This window comes from Sphingomonas daechungensis, assembly GCF_039543105.1.
In the GTDB taxonomy this organism is placed as follows: Bacteria; Pseudomonadota; Alphaproteobacteria; order Sphingomonadales; family Sphingomonadaceae; genus Sphingomicrobium; species Sphingomicrobium daechungense.
On sequence record NZ_BAABJC010000001.1, the window covers coordinates 1,243,892 to 1,266,111 of the forward strand.

At 63.9% G+C, this 22,220-nt stretch carries 25 protein-coding genes; 4 read left to right on the forward strand and 21 right to left on the reverse strand.

The window, feature by feature from the left end; genetic code table 11:
* Nucleotides 1-52: 52 nt before the first annotated feature.
* From rpsO to ABD928_RS06540, 12 genes are all read right to left on the reverse strand, one after another.
* Entirely contained in the window at nucleotides 53-322 is a 270-nt protein-coding gene (gene rpsO / locus ABD928_RS06485) for a 30S ribosomal protein S15 (RefSeq protein WP_187713745.1), read from the reverse strand.
* A gap of 17 nt (nucleotides 323-339) precedes the next feature.
* Nucleotides 340-1,224, reverse strand: coding sequence for a tRNA pseudouridine(55) synthase TruB (gene truB, locus ABD928_RS06490; RefSeq protein ID WP_187713744.1), 885 nt, complete (start codon nucleotides 1,222-1,224; stop codon nucleotides 340-342).
* Nucleotides 1,221-1,841, reverse strand: coding sequence for a thymidine kinase (locus ABD928_RS06495; protein WP_187713743.1), 621 nt, complete (start codon nucleotides 1,839-1,841; stop codon nucleotides 1,221-1,223). Before ABD928_RS06495 ends, truB begins: the two co-directional genes overlap by 4 nt.
* A gap of 4 nt (nucleotides 1,842-1,845) precedes the next feature.
* Complete coding sequence (locus ABD928_RS06500; RefSeq protein WP_187713742.1) at nucleotides 1,846-2,235, reverse strand: hypothetical protein; 390 nt, start codon at nucleotides 2,233-2,235, stop codon at nucleotides 1,846-1,848.
* Complete coding sequence (locus ABD928_RS06505) at nucleotides 2,232-2,768, reverse strand: GNAT family N-acetyltransferase (RefSeq protein ID WP_187713741.1); 537 nt, start codon at nucleotides 2,766-2,768, stop codon at nucleotides 2,232-2,234. Before ABD928_RS06505 ends, ABD928_RS06500 begins: the two co-directional genes overlap by 4 nt.
* Complete coding sequence (gene rbfA, locus ABD928_RS06510) at nucleotides 2,765-3,157, reverse strand: 30S ribosome-binding factor RbfA (protein WP_187713740.1); 393 nt, start codon at nucleotides 3,155-3,157, stop codon at nucleotides 2,765-2,767. Before rbfA ends, ABD928_RS06505 begins: the two co-directional genes overlap by 4 nt.
* Nucleotides 3,157-5,667 carry a translation initiation factor IF-2 gene (gene infB, locus ABD928_RS06515; protein WP_187713739.1) on the reverse strand — a complete coding sequence of 837 codons (2,511 nt, stop codon included), beginning with the start codon at nucleotides 5,665-5,667 and terminating at the stop codon, nucleotides 3,157-3,159. The genes rbfA and infB overlap by 1 nt, the downstream gene beginning before the upstream one ends.
* Before the next feature lies 1 nt (nucleotide 5,668).
* On the reverse strand, nucleotides 5,669-6,385 hold the full coding sequence (locus ABD928_RS06520) for a DUF448 domain-containing protein (RefSeq protein ID WP_345167245.1): 717 nt from the start codon (nucleotides 6,383-6,385) through the stop codon (nucleotides 5,669-5,671).
* Nucleotides 6,366-8,000, reverse strand: a complete 1,635-nt coding sequence (gene nusA / locus ABD928_RS06525; RefSeq protein ID WP_187713738.1) for a transcription termination factor NusA — start codon at nucleotides 7,998-8,000, stop codon at nucleotides 6,366-6,368. Before nusA ends, ABD928_RS06520 begins: the two co-directional genes overlap by 20 nt.
* 4 nt (nucleotides 8,001-8,004) lie before the next feature.
* Nucleotides 8,005-8,547, reverse strand: coding sequence for a ribosome maturation protein RimP (rimP, locus tag ABD928_RS06530; protein ID WP_187713737.1), 543 nt, complete (start codon nucleotides 8,545-8,547; stop codon nucleotides 8,005-8,007).
* Between the two features lie 150 nt (nucleotides 8,548-8,697).
* Nucleotides 8,698-9,153, reverse strand: coding sequence for a GtrA family protein (locus tag ABD928_RS06535; protein WP_187713736.1), 456 nt, complete (start codon nucleotides 9,151-9,153; stop codon nucleotides 8,698-8,700).
* Nucleotides 9,141-9,971, reverse strand: coding sequence for a glycosyltransferase family 2 protein (locus tag ABD928_RS06540; protein ID WP_223276099.1), 831 nt, complete (start codon nucleotides 9,969-9,971; stop codon nucleotides 9,141-9,143). The genes ABD928_RS06535 and ABD928_RS06540 overlap by 13 nt, the downstream gene beginning before the upstream one ends.
* A 136-nt stretch (nucleotides 9,972-10,107) precedes the next feature.
* Here ABD928_RS06540 and ABD928_RS06545 point away from each other — a divergent pair, with 136 nt between their 5' ends.
* The gene (locus ABD928_RS06545) at nucleotides 10,108-11,607 is read left to right on the forward strand and encodes a hypothetical protein (RefSeq protein WP_345167252.1); all 1,500 of its coding nucleotides are present in this window, start codon (nucleotides 10,108-10,110) and stop codon (nucleotides 11,605-11,607) included.
* Here ABD928_RS06545 and ABD928_RS06550 read toward each other — a convergent pair.
* Complete coding sequence (locus tag ABD928_RS06550; RefSeq protein ID WP_345167255.1) at nucleotides 11,595-12,104, reverse strand: isoprenylcysteine carboxyl methyltransferase family protein; 510 nt, start codon at nucleotides 12,102-12,104, stop codon at nucleotides 11,595-11,597. The two genes, ABD928_RS06545 and ABD928_RS06550, sit on opposite strands and share 13 nt — an antisense overlap.
* A complete protein-coding gene (locus ABD928_RS06555) occupies nucleotides 12,101-13,147 on the reverse strand; it encodes a type III polyketide synthase (protein WP_345167258.1) in 1,047 nt (348 codons plus the stop codon). Before ABD928_RS06555 ends, ABD928_RS06550 begins: the two co-directional genes overlap by 4 nt.
* Nucleotides 13,148-13,204: 57 nt before the next feature.
* Here ABD928_RS06555 and ABD928_RS06560 point away from each other — a divergent pair, with 57 nt between their 5' ends.
* A complete protein-coding gene (locus ABD928_RS06560; RefSeq protein ID WP_345167261.1) occupies nucleotides 13,205-14,323 on the forward strand; it encodes a PQQ-dependent sugar dehydrogenase in 1,119 nt (372 codons plus the stop codon).
* A gap of 1 nt (nucleotide 14,324) precedes the next feature.
* Here ABD928_RS06560 and ABD928_RS06565 read toward each other — a convergent pair whose 3' ends face one another.
* From ABD928_RS06565 to ABD928_RS06595, 7 genes are all read right to left on the reverse strand, one after another.
* A complete protein-coding gene (locus tag ABD928_RS06565) occupies nucleotides 14,325-15,017 on the reverse strand; it encodes a peroxiredoxin (RefSeq protein ID WP_187713733.1) in 693 nt (230 codons plus the stop codon).
* Nucleotides 15,018-15,053: 36 nt separating this feature from the next.
* Nucleotides 15,054-16,085, reverse strand: a complete 1,032-nt coding sequence (locus ABD928_RS06570; protein WP_345167266.1) for a cysteine synthase A — start codon at nucleotides 16,083-16,085, stop codon at nucleotides 15,054-15,056.
* 17 nt (nucleotides 16,086-16,102) lie between these two features.
* Entirely contained in the window at nucleotides 16,103-16,810 is a 708-nt protein-coding gene (gene trmB, locus ABD928_RS06575; RefSeq protein ID WP_345167269.1) for a tRNA (guanine(46)-N(7))-methyltransferase TrmB, read from the reverse strand.
* Between the two features lie 5 nt (nucleotides 16,811-16,815).
* Nucleotides 16,816-18,030, reverse strand: a complete 1,215-nt coding sequence (gene metK, locus ABD928_RS06580) for a methionine adenosyltransferase (RefSeq protein ID WP_345167271.1) — start codon at nucleotides 18,028-18,030, stop codon at nucleotides 16,816-16,818.
* 62 nt (nucleotides 18,031-18,092) lie between these two features.
* Entirely contained in the window at nucleotides 18,093-19,628 is a 1,536-nt protein-coding gene (gene lnt, locus ABD928_RS06585) for an apolipoprotein N-acyltransferase (RefSeq protein ID WP_345167273.1), read from the reverse strand.
* A 182-nt stretch (nucleotides 19,629-19,810) separates the two neighbouring features.
* A complete protein-coding gene (locus tag ABD928_RS06590; protein WP_187713732.1) occupies nucleotides 19,811-20,764 on the reverse strand; it encodes a hypothetical protein in 954 nt (317 codons plus the stop codon).
* A 3-nt stretch (nucleotides 20,765-20,767) separates the two neighbouring features.
* Nucleotides 20,768-21,202: a hypothetical protein gene (locus ABD928_RS06595; protein ID WP_345167275.1), complete on the reverse strand. Its 435-nt coding sequence runs from the start codon at nucleotides 21,200-21,202 to the stop codon at nucleotides 20,768-20,770.
* Nucleotides 21,203-21,238: 36 nt separating this feature from the next.
* Here ABD928_RS06595 and ABD928_RS06600 point away from each other — a divergent pair, with 36 nt between their 5' ends.
* Together ABD928_RS06600 and ABD928_RS06605 are read left to right on the forward strand one after the other, a co-directional pair.
* A complete protein-coding gene (locus tag ABD928_RS06600) occupies nucleotides 21,239-21,658 on the forward strand; it encodes a hypothetical protein (RefSeq protein WP_187713730.1) in 420 nt (139 codons plus the stop codon).
* 146 nt (nucleotides 21,659-21,804) lie between these two features.
* Nucleotides 21,805-22,167, forward strand: coding sequence for a hypothetical protein (locus ABD928_RS06605; RefSeq protein ID WP_187713729.1), 363 nt, complete (start codon nucleotides 21,805-21,807; stop codon nucleotides 22,165-22,167).
* Nucleotides 22,168-22,220: the final 53 nt, after the last annotated feature.

A 22,220-nucleotide genomic window follows, 5' to 3' on the forward strand; every position in this document is an offset into this window, starting at 1 on the left:
ATTGCGGGACTGAACATATGCGAAGCGGCCCGCTTGGGGCCGCTCCAGAGAGTTACTTGCGCAGGCCGAGCTTCGCGATGAGGTCGGTGTAGCGCGTTTCGTCCTTGCGACGCAGATAGTCGAGGAGCGAACGGCGCTGATTGACCAGCATCAGAAGGCCGCGGCGCGAATGGTTGTCCTTGGCGTGGCTCTTGAAGTGCTGGGTCAGGTTGTTGATGCGCTCCGTCAGGATCGCGACCTGCACTTCGGGAGAACCGGTGTCGCCCGAACCGCGGGCGTGCTCGTTGATCAGCGCGGTCTTGCGCTCTGCAGTAATCGACATCGACAAACTCCTTATTTCTAGACGTTGAAGCCCCGGACGACCTTCAGGCCGTCGGCCAAAGCTTCGACCAATGCGACCGGGCGTCCGCCCTCTGTCGCCAGTTGAAGCCCCGGCTTTTCGGGGAAACCGACAAGGCGCTGTCCGAAGCGGAGCAGTTGTGCCTGGTCGGGAGTGATGGGGAGGGCCGGGATGTCGTCCAGCGCCGCTTCCAGCGGAAGTACCGCCCCAATCAGCCGCCGCGCCTTAGCGGCTTCGGCGAGAAAGTCCAGCGAAATGGCCCTTTCGAGACCGAACGGGCCAGCGCGGGTCCTCCTCAACATGGTGACGTGGCCGACGGTGTTCAACGCCCTGGCGATGTCGCGGGCGACGGAGCGGACGTAGGTGCCCTTGGATACGGTCGCTGAGAATGTCGCGCTGTCGGGCGTATTCTCGCGCAGTTCGAGCTCGAAAATCATGACCTCGCGCGCCGCAAGCTTCACGTCCTCGCCTGCCCTCGCCCGGGTGTAGGCGGCCTTGCCGTCGACCTTCAGCGCCGAATAAGCCGGAGGGACCTGCTCGATCGGGCCGGTGAAGGTACCGATCACCGCCTCGATCTGCTCTCGTGAAGGCCGAATGTCGCTCGTCGCCACCACCTTCCCTTCGAGATCGAGCGTATCGGTCTCCTCGCCGAAGCGAACGGTGAATTCGTAGGACTTGGTCGCGTCCAGCATCCGCCCAGACACCTTGGTCGCTTCGCCGATCGCGACGGGAAGGACGCCGCTGGCGAGCGGATCGAGCGTGCCGCCGTGGCCAACCTTGGTCTTCGGCTCATCGGCTTCGCGGAGCGCTCGCTTCACGGCCGACACGGCCTGCGTCGAGCCAAGCCCGACCGGCTTGTCCAAAATCAGCCAGCCATTGATCACGGGTTGCGCGGGAGGCCGAGGCTCAGCTGTCGCGCCCGGCTCTCGTTCAGCCGTTCGAAGAAATGCTTGCGGCAGAGCGCGATATAGCGGTCGTTCCCGCCGATCTCGGTCTGCTGGCCACGAACGATCGCGTGACCGTCCTCATCGACCCTGAGGTTCATCGTCGCCTTGCGTCCGCATTCGCAGACGGCCTTCAGTTCGACCAATGTATCCGCCAGCGCGAGCAGCGCCGCCGATCCGGGAAACAGCTTGGCCTGAAAGTCGGTGCGAAGGCCGTAGCAAAGGACCGGAATATCGAGCTGGTCGGCAACCTCGCAGAGTTGCAGCACGTGCGGCTGCGACAAGAATTGCGCTTCGTCGACCAGAATGCAGTCGAGGTCCCGCTTCCTCAATTCATTGCTGATGGCGTCGAAAAGGTCGACGCCCTCATCGAAGGTATGCGCCGGAGCCGACAAGGCGATCCGGGAGCCGATCGCGCCCACGCCCAGGCGATCGTCGAGCGCCGCGGTCCACAGCATCGTTTCCATGCCACGCTCGCGATAGTTGAAGTCGGCCTGCAACAGGGTCGTCGATTTCCCCGCGTTCATTGCAGCATAATAGAAATAGAGCTTGGCCATCGGCTCAGCAGTGCCCGTCTTCGTCGGCGACCTTGAAGGCCCCAATACGGATCGCGTCAGCCTTCTGTGGCCATTGTTCGAACGCCGGGCGGGCCTTCGACGGAAGCGTGCAGGATCGCGCAAGCGTTGCCTTGCCGCCGGAAATCAGCTCCGCGCGGAAGGTGTAGGCGATCGGGCTGTTGTTGGTGATGGTCATGCCCGTCCCCAGCATCGCGCGCACCGCGACCTTGATCTGGCCCTTGGGAATGGTGGCGGACGCAGGCACTTTCCGAGCGTTCGCCGGCTCACCGTTTTTGAGCGTGAACAGCCAGGTTTCACCCATCTTCACGGTCAGCCCAGTCGCCTGCGCGGGCGACGCGGCGAGGAGCAAACTCAGGGCGACAAGCAGTTTCATACCGGCCATTCGTCCTTGAGGATCGCGAACAGCACCGTGTCGCGGACGTGGCCGTTCCAGGTGATGCGGTCCGCGCGAAGAATGCCTTCGCGGACGGCGCCGAGCTTCTTCATTGCTGCCTGGCTCCGCGCGTTGCGGCGGTCGACGCGGAACTCGACGCGGCGGATTCCGCTGTCGAATGCCCGCTTCAGCATCATGTCCTTCACGCGACGGTTGAACCCGCTGCCACGAAGGTGTGGACGGTAATAGGTGCCACCGATTTCCAGGCACTGGCGTCCGTCGTCAATGCCAAGATAACTTGACATACCGGCAAGCGCGTCACCGTCGTAGAGGACGAAGGTCCGATTGCGCGGATTGGACCGGTAGAGGGCGATGCTCTGGTCGAAACCGTCCGGACCGAAGTTGTTCGCATAGATCGCCCAAATCTCGCGGTCCTCGGCACATGCGGACTTTAGCGCTTCCAGATGACCGTCGGTGATGAACTCGGCGCGGCACCCATCGCCGGTCATGTGCGCATCGAGACCCTCGATCATTCCTCTTCGAGATCCTGCGCGACATGCTCCGACCGGAGGATGCGGTCGATGTGCGTGCCTTCGTCGAAGCTTTCGTCGGCGATGAACTTCAGCTTGGCCGCATATTTCATGCGCACGCGGTGAGCGACCTCGCGCTGGAGAAACGCCGTGTTCTGCCGGAGAGCCTTGAGCACGGCCTCTTCGTCCTGGCCAAGCAATGGCTTCACGAACACCGTCGCGTGGCGGAGGTCGGGCGACATACGCACTTCCGTGACGCTGACGAGGTGCGACTGGAGCACGTCGTCATGCACGTCGCCACGCTGGAGAAGCTCGCTCAGGATGTGACGCACCTGCTCCCCGACGCGGAGCAGGCGGACCGACCGACCTTCTGTTGTTTCCTGACGGCGCATTAGAGCGTCCGCGCGCGCTCCTCGACCTCGAAGACCTCAAGCGCGTCACCGGGCTTGATGTCGTTCGTATCGGCCAGAAGCACGCCGCACTCGAGACCCGAAGTGACTTCCGCCACGTCGTCCTTGAAGCGCCGGAGCGAGCTGATGGTCGTCTTCGACACGATGACGTCTTCGCGCGTGAGGCGGGCGTTGAGGCCCTTGCGGATGATGCCTTCGAGGACCAGCAGGCCGGCGGCCTTGTCGCGCTTCCCGGCCGGGAAGACTTCCTGGACCTTCGCGCGGCCGACCACCGTTTCGATGATCTCCGGTCCGAGCTCGCCTTCCATCGCGCCCTTCACCCAATCGGTCAGGTGGTAGATGACGTCGTAGTAGCGGAACTCGACCTTGGTTCGGTTCGCGGCCTCGCGCGCCTTGGCGTTCGGGCGAACGTTGAAGCCGATGATCGGTGCGCCGCTCGCGGACGCAAGGGTCACGTCGCTCTCGGTGATCGCACCGACGCCCGAGTTGAGGATGCGCACGCGCACCTCGTCGGTCGACAGGCGATTGAGGGCATGAACGATCGCTTCGACCGAGCCCTGCACGTCCGCCTTGATGACGACCGGCACTTCCTTGATCGTCGAAGCGTGCGTCGCGAACATGTTCTCGACGCTGACCGGAGCGGCCGTCGTGCGCTTCTTGTCGAGGACGCCCTTGCGGTAGTCGGCGACTTCGCGCGCGCGGGCCTCGTTCTCGACGACCGTGAACGGGTCGCCGGCCGACGGCACCGCCGACAGGCCGAGCACTTCGACCGGGAAGGACGGACCGGCTTCCTTGATCTGCTGTCCCTTGTCGTTGATCATCGCGCGGACCTTGCCGCTCGATGCACCGGCAACGAACACGTCGCCGACGCGCAGCGTGCCGCGCTGGACGAGGACGGTCGCGAGCGGACCGCGGCCCTTGTCGAGCTTGGCCTCGATCACCGTGCCTTCGGCGGCACGATCGGGGTTGGCCTTCAGCTCGAGGATTTCGGCCTGCAGCTGGATTGCCTCGAGAAGCTTGTCGAGGCCCGTCTTCTTGGTCGCGGAGACTTCGACGTCCTGAACGTCGCCGCCCATGTCCTCGACGATGATCTCATGCTGCAGCAGCTCCTCGCGGACCTTCTGCGGCTTGGCTTCCGGCTTATCGACCTTGTTGATCGCAACGATCATCGGGACGCCGGCCGCCTTGGTGTGATTGATCGCCTCGATCGTCTGCGGGCGCAGGCCGTCGTCGGCCGCGACCACGAGGATGACGATGTCGGTGACGTTCGCACCGCGGGCGCGCATTTCCGAAAAGGCTTCGTGGCCCGGCGTGTCGAGGAAGGTGACCTTCGATTTGTCGGGCAGCTGAACCTGATAGGCGCCGATATGCTGCGTGATGCCGCCGGCCTCGCCCGACTGGACGGAGGCGCCGCGGATGGCGTCGAGCAGCGACGTCTTGCCGTGGTCGACGTGGCCCATGATCGTGACGACCGGCGGACGCGGCTTTAGCGTATCCGCGGGATCGACGTCGGTCGACGTGTCGATGTCGACGTCAGCCTCGCTGACGCGATTGATGCGGTGGCCGAACTCTTCGATCAGCAACTCGGCCGTGTCCTGGTCGATCGTCTCGGTAATCGTGACCGGCGTGCCCATCTTGAACAGCGCCTTCACCAGGTCGGCGCCGCGCTCGCCCATGCGCTTGGCGAGCTCCTGGACGGTGATCGCCTCGGGAACGTCAACGTCGCGATACTGCTTGGCGGCGGGTCCCTGCTGCTGGTGAGCGCGCTTTTCCTTTTCACGGGCGCGGCGGAGCGCGGCCAGCGAACGGGCACGGCTGTCGTCCTCGCCGGAAAGGGCACGGGTGACGGTCAGCTTGCCATGGTGACGGCGGTCGTCGCCGCGGCCGCGGCTCGGGCGAGCGGGCTCGGGACGGCGTGGAGTTGGCGCATGACCGCCGCTGGGACGGCGAGCCGCACGGTCGTCTTCATCATCGGCGGCGACCGGCTCGGGCGCAGCGGCGGGTTCAGCGGCCGCGCGAGCCTCTTCCTCGGCCTGGATGCGCGCCTGCTCGGCGGCAGCCTCCTCGGCCTTGCGATTCTCTTCGGCGCGGCGCTTCTCGTCCTCGCTCTGCTCCGTGCGCTTGCGGTCGTCGCGTCGGCGCGCCTCCTCCAGAGAGGCGAGACGCGCTTCCTCGGCCTCACGCAGCAGGCGAGCCTGCATTTCCTTGCGCGCGGTGATGTCGTCGACAGGCGCGGTGCGCTTCGGCGCGGGAGGCGGGGCAACGGGCTTCGGTGCCGGCTTGGGCGCTTCGGCAACGGGCTCGGGCTTGGGCGCCTCGACGGGCGGAGCTTCGCCCGGGCGTCCAAGGATGCGGCGCTTCTTGACCTCGACCACCACGGTGTTCGAACGGCCATGGCTGAAGCTCTGCTTCACCTTGCCGGTCTCGACCGTGCGCTTGAGGCCCAGCGGCGGCCGGGTTCCAAGCTTCGGCTTGTCGGTCTGGTCTGTCATCCTATTCCTTCGTCAAATCTGCATCAGCCGAGCCGCGGCCAGAAGCGGGGTCGCCGCCCTCTAGACCCGCACGGGGATCAATGAAAGCGCGCCACCGGGAAAGCGCGTGGAGAACACGCGCTGCGGCGGCACGATCGGTCAGCGCGATATGTACCACATTCTCGCGCCCCAAGGCCATCGACAAGATGGTGCGTTCCTCGGGAAATAGAAGACCTTGGCCCCCGCTGTTCGCAAGGATTTCGGGCTCGCTTCCCACGCGCCACGCCTGATCGAGCTTTTTCCTGCCGTCTTCGCCAGCATCCGCGGCATGAATCAGCAAATAGACGTTGCCGTTGCGGGCAGCGGTCTCGACCCGGTCGGCACCGTTGATGAGATTGCCGGAGCGGGCTTCCATGCCGAGACGGTCGAGCGTGGCCTGGCGAAGCGCCTGCGCAATGCGTTCGCCAAGGTCGTCAGGGATCTCCACAGCGTTCGTCTTGAACGCGCGCTGGAGGGCGCCCTTGAGCTTGCCCTTGGCGTGCGCCTCGTCGAATTCGGCGCGCGACACGCCGATCCAGGCGCCGCGGCCCGGCGCCCGGGCACGAACGTCAGGAGCGACCTCGCCATCGGGACCGAGCGCGAGCCTGATCAATTCCTCTTTCGGCGCCGTCCGCCGCGAGAGGATGCAGGTGCGCTCCGGTACGTGCGCGTCTAGCGGATCATTGGGAGGATTCCGCATCGGCGGCCTCCTCGGTCTGCGCGCCGGCGTCCTCGTCCTCGAACCAGTGCGCGCGGGCGGCCATGATGATCTCGTTGCCCTGCTCTTCGCTCAGGCCGTAGTCGGCGAGGATCCCGCCCTTGTCCTCGGCCCGCTTGGGAGCGTTCTCGGCGCGGCGGCGCGGCTCCTGGCGCTTCTTCTGGATCAGCTCGTCGGTCGCGAGATCGGCGAGATCGTCGAGCGTCTTGATGCCGGCCTTGCCAAGCGTGACCAGCATCGCCTCGGTGAGGTGCGGGAGCTCGGCGAGAGCATCCTCGACGCCCAGACCACGGCGTTCCTCGCGAGCTGCAGCTTCGCGGCGCTCGAGCGCTTCGGCGGCGCGGCTCTGAAGCTCGCCGGCGATTTCATCGTCGAGACCCTCGATCGACGCGATTTCGTCGAGCGGAACGTAAGCGACTTCCTCGAGGCTGGTGAAGCCTTCGGCGACGAGTAGTTGCGACAGCGTCTCGTCGACGTCGAGCTCGCCCTGGAACATCTCGGTGCGCTCGACGAACTCGCGCTGGCGCTTCTCGCTCGCGTCGGCCTCGGTGAGGATGTCGATCTGCGAGCTGGTCAGCTGGCTCGCGAGGCGCACGTTCTGGCCGCGGCGGCCGATCGCGAGGCTGAGCTGGTCGTCGGGGACCACGACTTCGATGCGGCTCTCTTCCTCGTCGATGACGACGCGGCTGACGGTGGCCGGCTGAAGCGCGTTGACCACGAAAGTCGCGGTGTCCTCCGACCAGGGGATGATGTCGATCTTCTCGCCCTGGAGTTCCTGGACGACGGCCTGCACGCGGCTGCCCTTCATGCCGACGCAGGCGCCGACCGGGTCGATCGAGCTGTCGTGGCTGATGACCCCGATCTTGGCGCGGCTGCCCGGGTCACGGGCGGCGGCCTTGATCTCGATGATGCCGTCGTAAATCTCCGGGACTTCCTGCGCGAACAGCTTCTTCATGAAGTCCGGATGAGCGCGCGACAGGAAGATCTGCGGGCCGCGGGCTTCGCGGGCGACGCGAAGGATCAGCGAGCGGATGCGGTCGCCGACGCGAACCATCTCGCGCGGGATCTGCTGGTCGCGGCGGATGACGCCTTCGGCGCGGCCGAGGTCGACGACGACGTGGCCGAACTCGACGCGCTTGACGACGCCGGTGATGACTTCGCTCGCGCGGTCCTTGAACTCTTCATACTGGCGCTCGCGCTCGGCATCGCGGACCTTCTGGAAGATCACCTGCTTGGCGGCCTGGGCGGCGATGCGGCCGAACTCGATCGGGGGCAGCGGATCAACGATGAAGTCGCCGACGGCCGCGTCCTTCTGCAGCTTCTGGGCGCCCTTCGGGTCGATCTGCTTGAAGTGATCCTCGACCTCCTCGGTCACTTCGAGGACGCGCCACAGGCGAAGGTCGCCGGTGTTCGGGTCGAGCTTGGCGCGAATGTCGTTCTCGGCGCCGTAGCGGGCGCGAGCGGCGCGCTGGATCGCGTCCTCCATCGCCTCGATGACGATGCCGCGGTCGATCAGCTTCTCGCGAGCGACGGCGTCTGCAATTGCAAGCAGCTCGGCCTTGTTCGCGGATGCGACGGGCGGGGCGGCAGTGGCCATGGTTCTAGTCCTCTACAGTCTGAATGGTGTCGGCGCCCTCGGTGCTGAGCGGCGCGGTTGCGTTGATGAGCTTGTCGGTCAGCAGCAGCTTGGCCGAATGGATCGAAGCGAACGGGATGGCGACGCCTTCGCCATTGTCGAGATGCAGCAGGATGTCAGCCCCTTCAGTACCGGCGACGCTGCCCTTGAACTGCTTTCGGCCGTTCTGCTGGTCGGCGAGGTTGACCCGCGCATCGTGGCCCTTCCAGTCGTCGAAGTCGGCAAGCCGGGTCAGCGGCCGGTCGATTCCGGGTGAGCTGACCTCGAGGCGGTAGCCGCCCTCGATCGGGTCGCGGCCGTCGGCTTCGAGCGCGTCCAGCGTCTCGGACAGCTTGCGCGAAATGACTTCGCAATCGCTGAGATCGAGCTGACGCGTCGACGGCTTCTCGGCCATGACCTGCAGCGTCGGGTCCGACTTCCCGCCGAGGAACGCGACGCGAACGAGGCGATAGCCGAGGCTTTCCACCTCGGGCTCCAGCAATCGGTTCAGTGCGGCGATGTCGGCCACGAATATCCTGCGAACAGCTTACAAAGTCTCTCGGACCGGAGCCGCTTGGCCCCAGCCTCAGGCATCTAACGATGTCGAGGAGAGGAGTGCGATATAGGCTTGAACAGCAAGCCGCGCAAGCTGCGGCGAACGCCCGAGATTCGGACTAGATCAGGCCGCCTTGAATACCCAATAGCGGTTGAGCAGGAAGCTGATCCACGGGGTTACAAGCATCATCATCGGCACCGGTGCCAGAGCCGGCAGATGCAGGATCATGACGAGCAGCCAGACCCAGAAGCTGTTGATCAGGAAGGCGACGAACGACGCGGTCAGGAAGCGAGCGACCTGCAGGCCCTCTCCGCCCGCGCCATCGACGGCGAAGCTCCAGCGGCTATGCACCAGATAGCCCGCGCAAAGCCCGAAGGCGGTGCTGACCGCATTCGCGAACAAGGGATGCGCCGACAAGAGCAGGACCACGGCGGAGTAAACCAGCGCGGCCAATTGCGTTACGCACAACCCGGCGAACGCATAGCGAAGCAGCTGCCGAGCGGCGGGCCGTGCCAGGATATCCGCGATGAAGGGGATCGAATGAAGAGTTGCCGATCCCCGGGCGATCAGGCTGCCCACGAAAGCGGCTCGGCGACGGCCATTCTCGGCATCATGGCCGGGACCGATCGCGGCAGGCGCGGCGAGTCCGAAGCGAACAGCTTGGAGCTGAGGACGCCCCACTTGCAAAGGCGATACGTCACGGCCGTCTTCACAACGCCCAAGCCGTAGATGCAGCTGCGGCGGAAGTTGATGCTCGACGCTTCCGGGAAATATTTCGTGGGGCAGGAAATCTCGCCCATCTGGAAGCCGGCCCACTTGGCCTGCGCGATCATCTCATTGTCGAAGACGAAGTCGTCGGAGCAAGCGAGCAAAGGCAGCTGCTGAAGCGACTTGCGGTTCCAGGCACGATAGCCGGTGTGATATTCACTGAGCTTCGCACCCATCAGAAGGTTCTGGAAAGCCGTCAAAAGCCGGTTCGCCACATATTTGTACTTCGGCATGCCGCCAGCAAGCGCTCCGTTGCCCAGAATGCGCGACGCAAAAACCGCATCGTAATGGCCGGACGCAATCATGCCGGCCATGGCAGTCACCAGGCGCGGCGAATATTGATAGTCGGGGTGCACCATCACCACGATGTCCGCTCCCCGCGCCAGCGCGATCGAATAGCAGGACTTCTGGTTGGCGCCGTAGCCGCCGTTGCGGGCGTGGATCACGGTGTGGATCCCGAGCCTGTCGGCCACGATTGCAGTGGCGTCGGTGCTGGCATCATCGACCAAAATGACGTCGTCGACGACGTCCTTCGGGAGCTCAGCGTAAGTTCTCTCGAGCGTTTCGCTTGCATTATATGCGGGCAAGACAACCGCAACTTTCAAACCGTCGATCATGACACGCCTCATGTCCACTGGGGCCGTAGTCCTGAGGCAATGAAGCAAACTCCTTTTTAAACTATGAACAACGCGATACTCCGGCACCGGACTGGGTATCGTGGGGGGAGCGTTGGAGAATTCGGCGTCGCCGCTGTTTGGCGGTCCGGTGACGGCGCAAGACAGGCGCCTCCGCTTCATCCTCTTGCTCGCCTGGATCGCGCTGGCCGTCTGGTTCTGCGTCAATCATGTCTTCTGGCGCGACGAGGTGCGGGCGTTCTCGCTCGCTTTGTCGGGGTCCAACCCGCTGGAAATGCTCGGCAATGTCCACGGCGAAGGGCATCCGGCGCTTTGGTACATCATCCTCCGCGGCCTTCACGACATCTTCCCCTATCGCGAAGTCTTACCAATTGCGGCCGCGTTGCTCGGCTTCGCAGCCATGGCGCTGGTGGCGTTCAAGGCACCGTTCCGGCCACTTGTCGTCGCGTTGATCCTGTTCAGCCTGTACGGCGCCTTCGAATTCGTCGCCGTCGCGAGAAATTACGGCATGTCGGCCGTCGTGATGTTCGCCATCGCGGCGCTCTACCCGCGAGTGAAGAACAGCCTGTGGTTGGGACTGCTGATCGCGATCTTGACCAACACCAACGTCCCGAGCGGCTTCCTGGCAGCCTCGTTCCTGCTGTTCCGCTTTGTCGAGATGGTCGCGACAAGGCCGGTCGAGAAGCGCGACTGGCTGATCTTCGTTGGCAATGCGCTGCTCGCCGCTCTTGGAGCCTATCTTTGCTTCCGAACCATCTATCCGACGTTCAATGACGGCGCCGTCTCGAACCGTCTGGGAATCTTTGGGCCTGCCACCCTCATCCCGGCGATCTTCGAGCTGAAGAGCGGGTTCAGCGGGCTCGGCTCGATCCTCTGGCCGCCACTTCCACTGCTTCTGATCGGCCTCAGCTGCCTCGGCCTGATCCGGAAGCCTGCCGCCTTGTGCGCCTCGATCGCCGGCTTCATCGGCTTCAAATACTTCTTCTATTTCGTTTACCCGTCGTCCTACCGGCATGAAGCGCTCTACCTCTGCTTCCTCATCGCGCTGTACTGGATGAGCGCGGAAGGGGCTGGCGGGAGCTGGTCGTCGAAGAACCCGTGGGTCGATCGCGCCCGGATTGCCGGCGAATACGGGTTCGTAGCTTTGCTGGCATTGCAGACGCTGCAACTCATGGGTCCAGTCAGCGTCGAATTCGGCGGTCTCAAGTACAGCCGGTCTGCGGACGTCGGCAAGCTGCTGCAGCGGCCGGATCTGCGAAACGCCATCGTGATGGGCGACCCGGATCCGTTCCTTGAAGCCTTGCCCTATTATGCCGACAATCCGCTCTGGTTCTTGCGCGAGCGCAAGTTCGGGAAGGTCGTCAGGCTGAACCGGGAGGGGCGGCAGGACCTGCGGCTCGCCGATGTCCTGGCCGACGCCGAGTTGCTGCACCGGCAAACGGGCCGGCCGATCGTCTTTCTCGCTCCACTCCCGCTAAAGCCGAGGCCCGCCAAGAAGGTGATGTACGAGAGCACGACCACCGTCACGCCCGAAGACCTGGAGCGGTTCAAGGCGCAGACGCGCCTGATCGCGACGTTCCGCCCCGCGGTCACGGACGAGGCCTACGACGTTTACGTCTACCCCCGCTGAGCGGCGCCGAGCGCGCGATTTTCGGCCCTGACGCGGATCGCCAGGACGGCCGCGTTGAGAAGGGAGAAGACCAGCGCGATTTGCCACAGGCCGAAGACCAGCGGGAGAACGGCGATTTCGGCGATGACCACGAGATAATTGGGGTGATTCACGAAGCGATAGGGCCCGGCAGCAACCAGCGCTTCGCCGGGGACGACGATGATCCGCGTCGTCCATCGCGGGCCTAGCGTCCGCAACACCCATACGCGGCCCAGTTCGACCAGGACGAACAGCGCGAGGAAGGCGAAGTTGATCGGGCGGCCAAGCGCGAACCACCAGAGTGCACCGAGCCAGGCAGCGTGGAGCGCAACGATCAGCGGGTAGTGGCTCGCACCGACTTCCGTGCCGCCCCGCGCCAGGAGGCGCCTGGTGTTCGCTGCGGCGATCGGAAGCTCGGTGAGGCGCTGAAGAGTCACGAACGCCAGAATCGCGATCGACGGCCACAATGGCTCCGTCACGCCGCCTCCAGCATGAGGCCCGCACAGGTGAATCCGGGGCCGAACGCGGTCATCAGCACGCGGTCCGGCAGGCCCCGCGCCAGCAGCCGTTCAAGCACGAACAGCACGGTTGGAGCGCTCATGTTGCCGAAGTCGCGCAGGACTTCCCGCTCGATATTGAGCTCGCCCTGATTGAGCTTCAGCGCGGTCTCGATTGCATCGATCACCTTCACGCCGCCTGGGTGACAGCAAAGGCGATCGACATCCTCGAAGTCGACACCGAGCTTCACGCACATCTCGTCGACCGTTTTCGCGAGATGCTGTTCGATGAAAGGGGGAATGGCGCGGTCGAACACCACGGCCAGTCCCGGATCCTCAACGTCCCAGCCCATGATCCGCAGCGTGTCCGGAAAAAGCTTCTCCGAAGCCCCGGTGATGCGAGCGAGGCTGTGCTCGCCGCTCGTCACCACTGCCGCGGCCGCTCCGTCGCCGAACAAGGCGGTGGCCACGATCGCGGCCGGATCGGCACTGTCCAGGCGGATTGAGATGGAGCAGGTCTCGACGGTCACGAACAGCCAGTTCGTCCCTGGTTCCGAAGTCGCCATGCGAGCGGCCGTCGCCAGCCCGTTCACGCCCCCCGCGCAGCCAAGCCCGAAGAGCGGAACGCGGCGGATGTCGTCACGGAAACCGACGCGTGGCGCAGCGCGTGCCTCCAGGCTGGGCGTGGCGATGCCCGTCGTGGAAACCGCAACGACCCCGTCGATCTGGTCCGGCGCCATCCCGGCCTTTTCGATGGCAGTACTCGCAGCCTCGACGAACAGGTCCTCGGCGGCTTTCAGATAGAGACTGTTGCGGTCATGCCAGCCATGTTCGGCGAGATACCAATCCTGGGGAGCAACGATGTGGCGCTTGGCAATTCCGGCATTGTCGAACACGCCGGAGAGGCGGTCGAACAGGGCCTTCTTACCGCCAAAGGCCTCTCTGGCCCGGGCCTTCGCCTCGTGCTGTTCGACGACGTGCGGAGGAACCGCGGTGGCGAGCGAGAGTAGGCTACAGGATTGCATGGCCGGCCTGTCCTGGTCGCCGCAATGGACAACCGTTACGCTTAAGGAACAGATCGGATGACCCTACGCTTAATGCAAGTCGCGGCAATCCTGGTTCTCGCCGCCTGTGGTACCGCTCCAAGCCAGTCCTCCGCCCAGCAGGCTTCGTCGACCAAGCCCTTCACTGAAACCGAGGTAACGCGCTTCGAGGCACCTTGGGCCATGGACTTTCTACCGGGCAGTGGGGTGGCCACGACCAAGATGGCGCTGGTGACGGAAAAAGGCGGCAAGCTGTGGCTGCTCGACACGGCGACCGGCCGCAAGCAGGAGGTGGCGGGAGTGCCCTCGGTCCATGTCGCCGGCCAGGGCGGGCTCGGCGATGTCGTCGCGCATCCGGGCTTCGCCGGGAACCAGCGCGTTTACCTGAGCTACATCGAGCCGGGGCCGGGCGGAACGAGCGGAGCGGTCATTGGCTATGGGCGGCTCCTGCTGGGCCAGGGGCAGCCGCGGCTGGAGGGTTTCAAGGTCATCTGGCGCCAGTCGCCGAAAGTCACCGGGAACGGCCACTTCTCGCACCGGATCGCCTTCGCGCCCGACGGGAGCATGTTCATCTCGTCGGGCGACAGGCAGAAGTTCGACCCGGCGCAGGATGCGGCGAGCGACCTCGGCAAGATCATTCACATGACCGACCAAGGGCAGCGCATCGGCGGCCATCACTATTCGATGGGTCACCGCAACGTTCTCGGCCTTGCCTTCGCGCCCGACGGCCGCTTGTGGGAGACCGAGATGGGTCCGCAGGGCGGCGACGAAGTTAACCTGATCGTGGAGGGCAAGAACTACGGCTGGCCACGGGCGTCCTACGGCTCGCATTACGGTGGCGGCGACATTCCCGACGATCACAAGGGCCGCGGATTCGAGGAGCCGAAGGTGTGGTGGAACCCATCGATCTCGCCGGGTGGGTTGTTGATCTACGCCGGCGATCTCTTTCCGCAGTGGAAAGGCGACGCGCTCATTCCCGCGCTTTCAGGTCAGGCGCTGATCCGCGTCGACATCGATGGGGATCAGGCCCGGAAGGCCGATCAGTGGGACATGGGTGCCCGCGTTCGTGCAGTCGACCAGGGGCCGGAAGGCGAAGTCTATCTGCTCGAGGACGGTGACAGCGGCGGACGCCTGCTCAAGCTGACGCCCGCCAACTGAGCTACTTGGCGGGAGCCGGTTCGGCCGCCGCTTGCTCCTGAGGCTGCGGCACGGTGCGCAGGTAGGGCTTCAGCGTCTTCCAGCCGCCCGGGAATTTCTCCCGCGCCGCTTCGTCGTTGAGCGATGGGACGATGATGCAGTCCTCGCCCTGCTTCCAGTTCACCGGCGTCGCCACCGAATGCTTGGCGGTGAGCTGGATGGAATCGAGCAGGCGGAGCACCTCGTCGAAATTCCGGCCGGTGCTCATCGGATAGATCAGCATGGCTTTGATCTGCTTGTCTGGCCCGACGATGTAGACGGTGCGCACCGTCGCGTTGGTCGCGGCCGTCCGGCCTTCGGACGTCTCGCCCGCGTCAGCCGGAAGCATGTTGTAGAGCTTGGCGACGGCAAGGTCGTGGTCGCCAATCATCGGGAAGTTGACCTCGTTCCCGGTGACATCCTTGATGTCCTGCGCCCAGCCTTCGTGAGCGCCGACCGGGTCGACCGACAGGCCGATGACCTTCGTGTTGCGCTTGGCGAATTCGTCGGCGAGGCCGGCCATGTAGCCGAGCTCGGTCGTGCAGACGGGCGTGTAATCCTTCGGGTGGGAAAACAGGATGCCGTACCCGCCGTCGATGTAGTCGTGGAAGTTGATCGGTCCCTGCGTGGTTTCCGCAGTGAAGTTGGGCGCAATGCTGCCAATGGACAAAGTCATGTCTGCCTCCCGCTGATTCGCGATGCCCCTATAGTCTCAGACCAGGGCGGGTTCGAGACTCTCCGGACGTTCGAGCCATTCCGGCGCCACCAGCGCCTTCGACCGCAGGAACTCCGGGTTGAAAAGGCGCGACTGGTAGCGGGTCGCGGGGTCGCACAATATCGTGACGATCACCTTGCCCGGCCCCAGCTTGCGCGCCAGCCGCGTCGCTCCGGTGACGTTCACGCCGGTCGAAAGCCCCACGCTCAGGCCCTCGTCGCGGATCAGGCCGAGTGTCGTCTCCAGGCTTTCCTGGTCCTCGATCAGGAAAGCATCGTCGACGGAAAGACCTTCGAGGTTGCCGGTGATCCGGCCCTGCCCGATCCCTTCCGTGATCGAGCTCCCTTCCGACTTCAGCTCACCGGTCGTGTAGTAACTGTAGAGGGCGGCCCCCGGGATGTCGGCGATCGCGATGGCCACGTCCGGCTTGCGTTCTCGAAGGGCAATCGCCGTGCCGGCGAGCGTCCCGCCAGTGCCGACCGCACTGACGAAGCCGTCGACCTTGCCGTCGGTCTGCGCCCAGATCTCCGGCCCGGTCGTGCGGACATGGACATTGCGGTTGGCGACATTGTCGAATTGGTTGGCGAAGATCGCGCCTTCCGGATGCTCCCGCGCCAGCTTCTCGGCCATGCGCGCGGCGACCTTCACGTAATTGTTGTCGTTGCGGTACGGAACAGCCGGCACTTCGACGAGCGTCGCTCCCAGCGAGCGCAGCGTGTCCTTCTTCTCTTGGCTTTGCGTTTCCGGGATGACGATGACCGTCTTCATTCCCAGCGCGTTGCCGACGACGGTGAGGCCGATGCCCGTATTCCCGGCCGTACCCTCGACGATGATCCCGCCCGGTCGCAGCTGCCCCTTGTCGATCGCATCGGTGACGATGCCGAGCGCCGCCCGGTCCTTCACCGAATGACCGGGGTTCATGAACTCCGCTTTCCCCAGGATGAGGCAGCCGGTTTCTTCCGAGGCGCGGCGGAGCTTGATCAACGGCGTATTGCCGATCGCGGCAAGGACGGTGTCGCGGATATCCATGCCGCGCCTGTACAGAATCAGGCGATGCGGCGGTAGCGCAGATAATAAGGCCGGCGCCCCTCGCGCCGCGACTTGGCACCGTAGCGCGTTTCGATCCAGCCACCGGACGGTTCGAGGAAGTCCTTCGGCGTCTTCGCCAACCATTCGAACTGACGCAGGTGGCGCTCCCGCTGCATCACCATCAGCGCCCAGTTCAGATAGGTCGGATCGTCAGTCGCGAGCCGGAACTCGCCGCCGGGCTTCAGCTTGGCCGCGAACAGGTCGACCGGCCCGTCATTGACCATCCGCCGCTTCGCGTGCCGCGCCTTTGGCCACGGGTCCGGGTGAAGCAGGTAGAGGAAACTCAGAGAGCCATCCGGCACACGGCGCAGCACCTCCAGCGCATCGCCTTTCCACAAGCGGATGTTGGGCAAATGCTTCTCGCGGATATGCCCGAGCGCCGTTGCGACCCCGTTGAGGAACGGCTCCGCCCCGATTAAGGCATGGTCGGGCAGCAGGTCCGCGCGGTAGGCAAGGTGCTCGCCCGAGCCGAACCCGATTTCGAAATGAAGCGGCCGGTCCTCGCCGAAAAGGCCTGCGGCGGTGACATCGCCTTCGGCCGGCACTTCGATCTGCGGAAGCAGGCTGTTGACCAGATCCTGCTGGCCCTTGCGCAGCTTGTGCCCGCTCGCCCGCCCGTAAAGGCGATTGAGAGTGGTCGGATCGCCAGCCTTGTGCGCGGTCATCGGCCTTAGGCGGCGACGGCCGCCTTCAGATCCTCGACCAGGTCCGTCTTCTCCCATGGAAAAAACTCGCCCTCCGCCTTGCGGCCGAAGTGACCGTAGGCCGCGGTCGCCTGGTAGATCGGCTTGTTGAGCGCGAGGTGCGTGCGGATGCCGCGCGGGGTCAGGCCGCCGAGCTTCTCGATCTTGCCGATCGCCTGCTCCAGCTGCTCGTCGCCAACCGTGCCGGTGCCGTGCGTGTCGACGTACAGCGACAGCGGTTTGGACACGCCGATCGCATAAGCGAGCTGGATGGTGCAGCGCTTGGCAAAGCCGGCCGCCACGATGTTCTTGGCGAGGTAGCGCGCGGCATAGGCGGCCGAGCGATCGACCTTGGTCGGATCCTTGCCCGAGAAAGCGCCACCGCCGTGGGGAGCGGCACCGCCGTAGGTGTCGACGATGATCTTGCGGCCGGTGATGCCAGCGTCGCCGTCCGGGCCGCCAATCTCGAAGCTGCCGGTCGGGTTGATGTGATAGACGGTCTCGTTGCCGAGCAGCTCTGCCGGCAAGACCTTGGCGACGACGCCCTTCACGTAGGCGTGAAGCTCGGCCTGCTTCTCACCCTGGTCGTAGCCCTTGGCATGCTGGGTCGAGACGACGATGGCGGTTGCCTTGGCCGGCTTGCCCTCTTCGAAGCGCAACGTGACCTGGCTTTTGGCGTCGGGCTCGAGGAACGGCGCGCGGCCGGCGTGGCGGTCGGCAGCCATCTCGGCGAGGATCTTGTGGCTGTAATCGAGCGTCGCCGGCATCAGGTCCGGGGTCTCGTCGCAGGCGAAGCCGAACATGATGCCCTGGTCGCCCGCGCCCTCGTCCTTGTTCTCGCCGGCATCGACGCCCTGAGCGATGTGCGCCGACTGCGGGTGAAGGTGGTTGGCGAAGTCGAGGCGATCCCAGTGGAATCCTTCCTGCTCGTAACCGATCTTTTTCACGACGCCGCGGACCGCGGACTCGATTTCCTCGCGGATGCCCGGAGCCCAATTGCCCTCTTCGTCCATGATGCCCTGGCCGCGGATTTCGCCGGCGAGAACGACGCGGTTGGTCGTCGTCATGGTTTCGCATGCAACGCGCGCTTCCGGGTCCTTCGACAGGAACAGGTCGACTATGGCGTCGCTGATCTGGTCGGCGACCTTGTCCGGGTGGCCTTCGGAAACGGATTCGGACGTGAAGAGATACGAGTTGCGCATGGTTGGGCTGAAGTCCTTGGCGATCTGATCCGGCGTGGCCGGAACCTCATATAAAGAATGCTTTATGTGTTCCGCCGATAGCGTCCCGTCCGTCCGAGGGCAATGGCCGCGATGACGAGTAGGAAGCCGATGCCCAAAGGTAGGACATTGCCAAATCGGGCGAAAAGGGTCGGCTTCGCGGCGGGCGGTGGGAGCGTGCCGTCAAAATAGCCGGCGGTTCGCCACGGCAGCGACTGGACGACTTGCCCGTGCGCATCGATCACCGCGCTGATTCCCGTCGGTGTCGAGCGGATCACTGGAATGCCTTCCTCCGCGGCCCTCAGCCTCGCCTGCGCGAGGTGCTGCGGCGGCCCCCACGCGCCGAACCAGGCGTCGTTGGACGGATTGAAGATGAAGTCCGGCCGATTGCGGCGATCGACGACCTGCCCGGAAAATATGATCTCGTAGCAAAGCTGGAAGCCGACCTTGCCCCACCCCGGCAGCTCGATCGTCCGCGGACCGGGGCCCGGCAGGAAATCGACATCGCCGGGCGCCAGCCGCGACAGGCCGATCGAGGAAAGCAGCGGACGCATCGGCAGATATTCGCCGTACGGCACGAGATGCGCCTTGTCGTAGCGCCCGACCAGCCGCCCGCCCTGGCCGAAGACGAACACGCTGTTGGCCGCGCCGCTGACCGCGATCTTGTCCTTCGAGAACAGAGCGATCCCGCCGGTCAGCAAATAATCGCCCGGCCCGACCAGCGACGCCGCGCGAGCCCGCTCGAAGTCGGCATAGGCGCCGTAGGGCTGCGACCTCTCGTCCAGCATGGGATTGGTCACCGCCGCTTCCGGCCAGAACAGCAGCCGTGGGCCGTCGGGACGCTGCTCCATCGAAAGCTGCGCGAGGCGCTGCGCGGCGATTTCGGAATAGCCCGGCCGCCACTTGTCCTGCTGCCCGATGTTGGGCTGCACGACGCGGATAGCGAGACCGGAATCTGCGGCAAGCTCCGCTCGCGGAAGGAAGTGGAGCAGCAGAAGCGAAACCGCGACTCCCCCCGCCCATCGCCAGTCCCGACGGACCAGCAGGAAGATCAATCCTCCGGCCAGCACCACGATGGCGGACAGCCCGTAGGTTCCGACGGTGGCAGCCGCATTCAGAAGGTGCGTGTTGTCGAAGGTCGCCGCGACCGGATTCCACGCGAAGCCGGTAAAGATGCCCGCCCTCAGCCACTCGGCGATCGCCCAGGCTCCGGCCAGCCCGAGCACCATCGCGATCGGCCGGTGACGCCCAAACGTCCAGGCAATCCCCGCCGCAAGCATGGGATAGACGGCGAGGTAGAGCGAGAGCAGCACCACCGCGATCCAGCCCAGCCAGGCCGGCATCGCGGCCTGGTAAGTGAAAGCGGTCGCGATCCAGTTGAGTCCGATGACGAACTGGCCGAGCCCAAAGAGCCATCCGGTCGCCAGCGCCCCCTTCAGGCTCCGCGTCCGCGTCAGCAGTTCGCAGAGCGCCGCAAAAGCTAGCGGCATCAGCGGCCACAGCCCGACCGGCTGGAACGCAAAAGCGGACACCGCCCCGGCAACGAAAGCGAGGAGGAATGGCGAACGCGCGAATTTCACGCTGCGCTCCGCGGCTGAAGGTCGCCAAGTCCACGCTTCAACGCGCGCATCGACCCCCGCACGCGAGACGGTCGTGGAAGGCACGAGAAGGCGGGAACGGTCATGCAGCCGCCTATGCCCGCAGTGCGGGTAGCTAGGACAGTCCTTTTATCGTCCTGTCGGGAATGGGTGGGAAGTTGCCACTACGTCGGCGGCCGGAGGCGAGCGTTCGCTAGTCTCCGTCGCAGGGCTTGAAGCCATTCATGGCTTCTCCATCTCCGCCAACAATGCTGAAGCGGGCCGAGATGTTTCCGGTGAAGACGGTCGACAATGGCCGGATAAAATCGCTTGGGATTCTGAAGCCCGGACGCTTCGAACAGGAACACTCCGTCCATGATCCGACGGCCGTAGACGACCTCATGTGCAAGCATGTTCGGATTCAGGAACCAAACCTCGCCAGGCTGGAATGCTATCGAGTGCATCGGATAGGGATGTGCTCCGCTTTCATAGCGGTCACCGAACGCCGACAATGTCGTTTGCCGGGAGAACATCCGAGGGTGCTTGCCGATCGTCTTCTTGAGGTCTGCTGAATGATAGCAGTCGCCAACCATCTCTTCGAGCGTGCCTCCGATGCGCCATATTCGCGGGAAGGTGTCGATGTTCACGAAGGCGCGCAATTGCGTAAAGTCGGCGGCATGCTGAGGACTATCGAAATGCATGTTGTGCGCGAGCATTTCGGTCAGGTTGTAGATGCAGAATCGTTTGGAGTAGCGGTAGTGCGGGAACAGCTGATCCGATAGGCGAAGCAACTCATCATTGGCTTGACGAACCGTCTCCCGAAATTCCTCCGTGCTGACGTCAGTCGCCTCCAGATTCTCCAGAGCCGCTGCCCATTCGTCGTCACGCGGAGCTTCGCCGTGGCGGGCTTCATCGAGCGTGAGTATCAGTTTGTTCTTTTCTCGCTTGTTGGGGAAAGGCACGCGATGAAAGACCTCGCGGCCTGCCTGAAATCGGTAGTTGGACAGAATGATGAGATCACCGTTCTCGTACCAACGCGTGAGCTCGTGAGTGTCCGTCGCTGAGCCGTTTGCATATTGGCGGAAGTCGATCTTGCGGATGCGGTTAGGTACCCTGGGATTGAGAACGATCTTCGCCAAGGTTCATGCTGCCCGGCTGCGCAGAAATGGAAGGAGTCTGCGAAGCGACTGCTTCGCCTGAAGAGGGGGGAAGCCGTGCCGACTGGCAATCTCGCGGATCATGTACGGCAACGTTTCCCTGCGGCTCATGCACTGCCCGTATGGATATTCGTAATTGGCACTGCAAAGCCGGTCTCCACCCCTGACCTGGTGCGCAACTATGGCCGAATTGATGAGCCAGACTTCGCCAACCTCGAACTCGAGCAGATGCCTAGGTTCATCGCAACTCATGTGGCTCTGCCCGAACGCCGCGTGATTTAGACGCCCGTTGAATTCCGGAGCATCGTCCGCGACTTCGAATAGCTTCGCGGAGATGAAGTACCGCTCCGCGTAGTGACGCCAGTGCCTGCCGACGCTCCACCGGCGCGGCTTATTGTCCACGTTGGCAAAAAGACGCACCTGTGTGGAATCGTTGAGGTTTGGCAGATTGTCGATGTGCAAGTTCTCGCCCACGATCCTCTGGAATTTCCAAGCCGTGAAATCGATGATGAACCTCTGGCGACTGAAGATCTTCCGAACCAACCGGTCCATCTGTGTATCGACCGCGCTGATCGCGTTCTGGATTTGTCGGCAAGCCTCCGGTTCATTTTCCAGCCGTCCTCCAAAGAAGCGCTGCCAGATCGTGGACCGATTGGCGGGTTTTCCTTTGACGCTCTTCCGAAAAACGAACTTTTGCCTTCTGACCTCGACCCCGCCGCTTGGCTCGGCAGCGGCGATGGAATCGAAGTCGGCATCGATCCTGACGTCCGAGAGGATGATCAGATCCCCACGTTCATAATGTTTACGAATCCGCCTTGGCTCGCGAATAGAAAGGAGCACGATATTCACCGGAATATCTGGATGAAGCTCAACTGACGCCACTGATACCCTCCGGAACGCGAAGGTGCCTTAAAGTCTCATCTGCCTTGAAGCCCTAAAGTCCGCAATGGGTCGAAAAGGACACCAGCGATCTAGCGGCAGGTTTGGGTGAAAAGCGAACGCTAGCCGGATTAGCTTGAAGTATGCGCGACCTCATTGAAGGACTTGGTGGGCGGCAGGAATATCGATTGGCGAGCTTCGCGCTCATTTCCGGACTCATTCTATCGCTTAACCTTTCGCAGAGCTGGGCCTTGTTGGCATTTGCGATAGGCGGGCTTTCTTATGTCGCGCTGGTCCTACTTACCTATTTCCGCCTTCAAGATGCATCGCTTTCGGGTTGGTGGCTCTTGCCAATGATCTTGGTTTTCCATGTCGGTCCACGGTGGGAACTAGGCTCATGGGCGTGGGGCTCAATCACCTTCTATCCTAGCGGATTTATTTTCCTCGTGCCGGTGATCATTGGTTGGTTCGCCGCCACGCGAAATCCAGATGCGTTGCCAAAATAGGTCTGCCGCGGTCTAGAGCGAGCCACATCTAGCGTCCGCAATGGGTCGAAAGC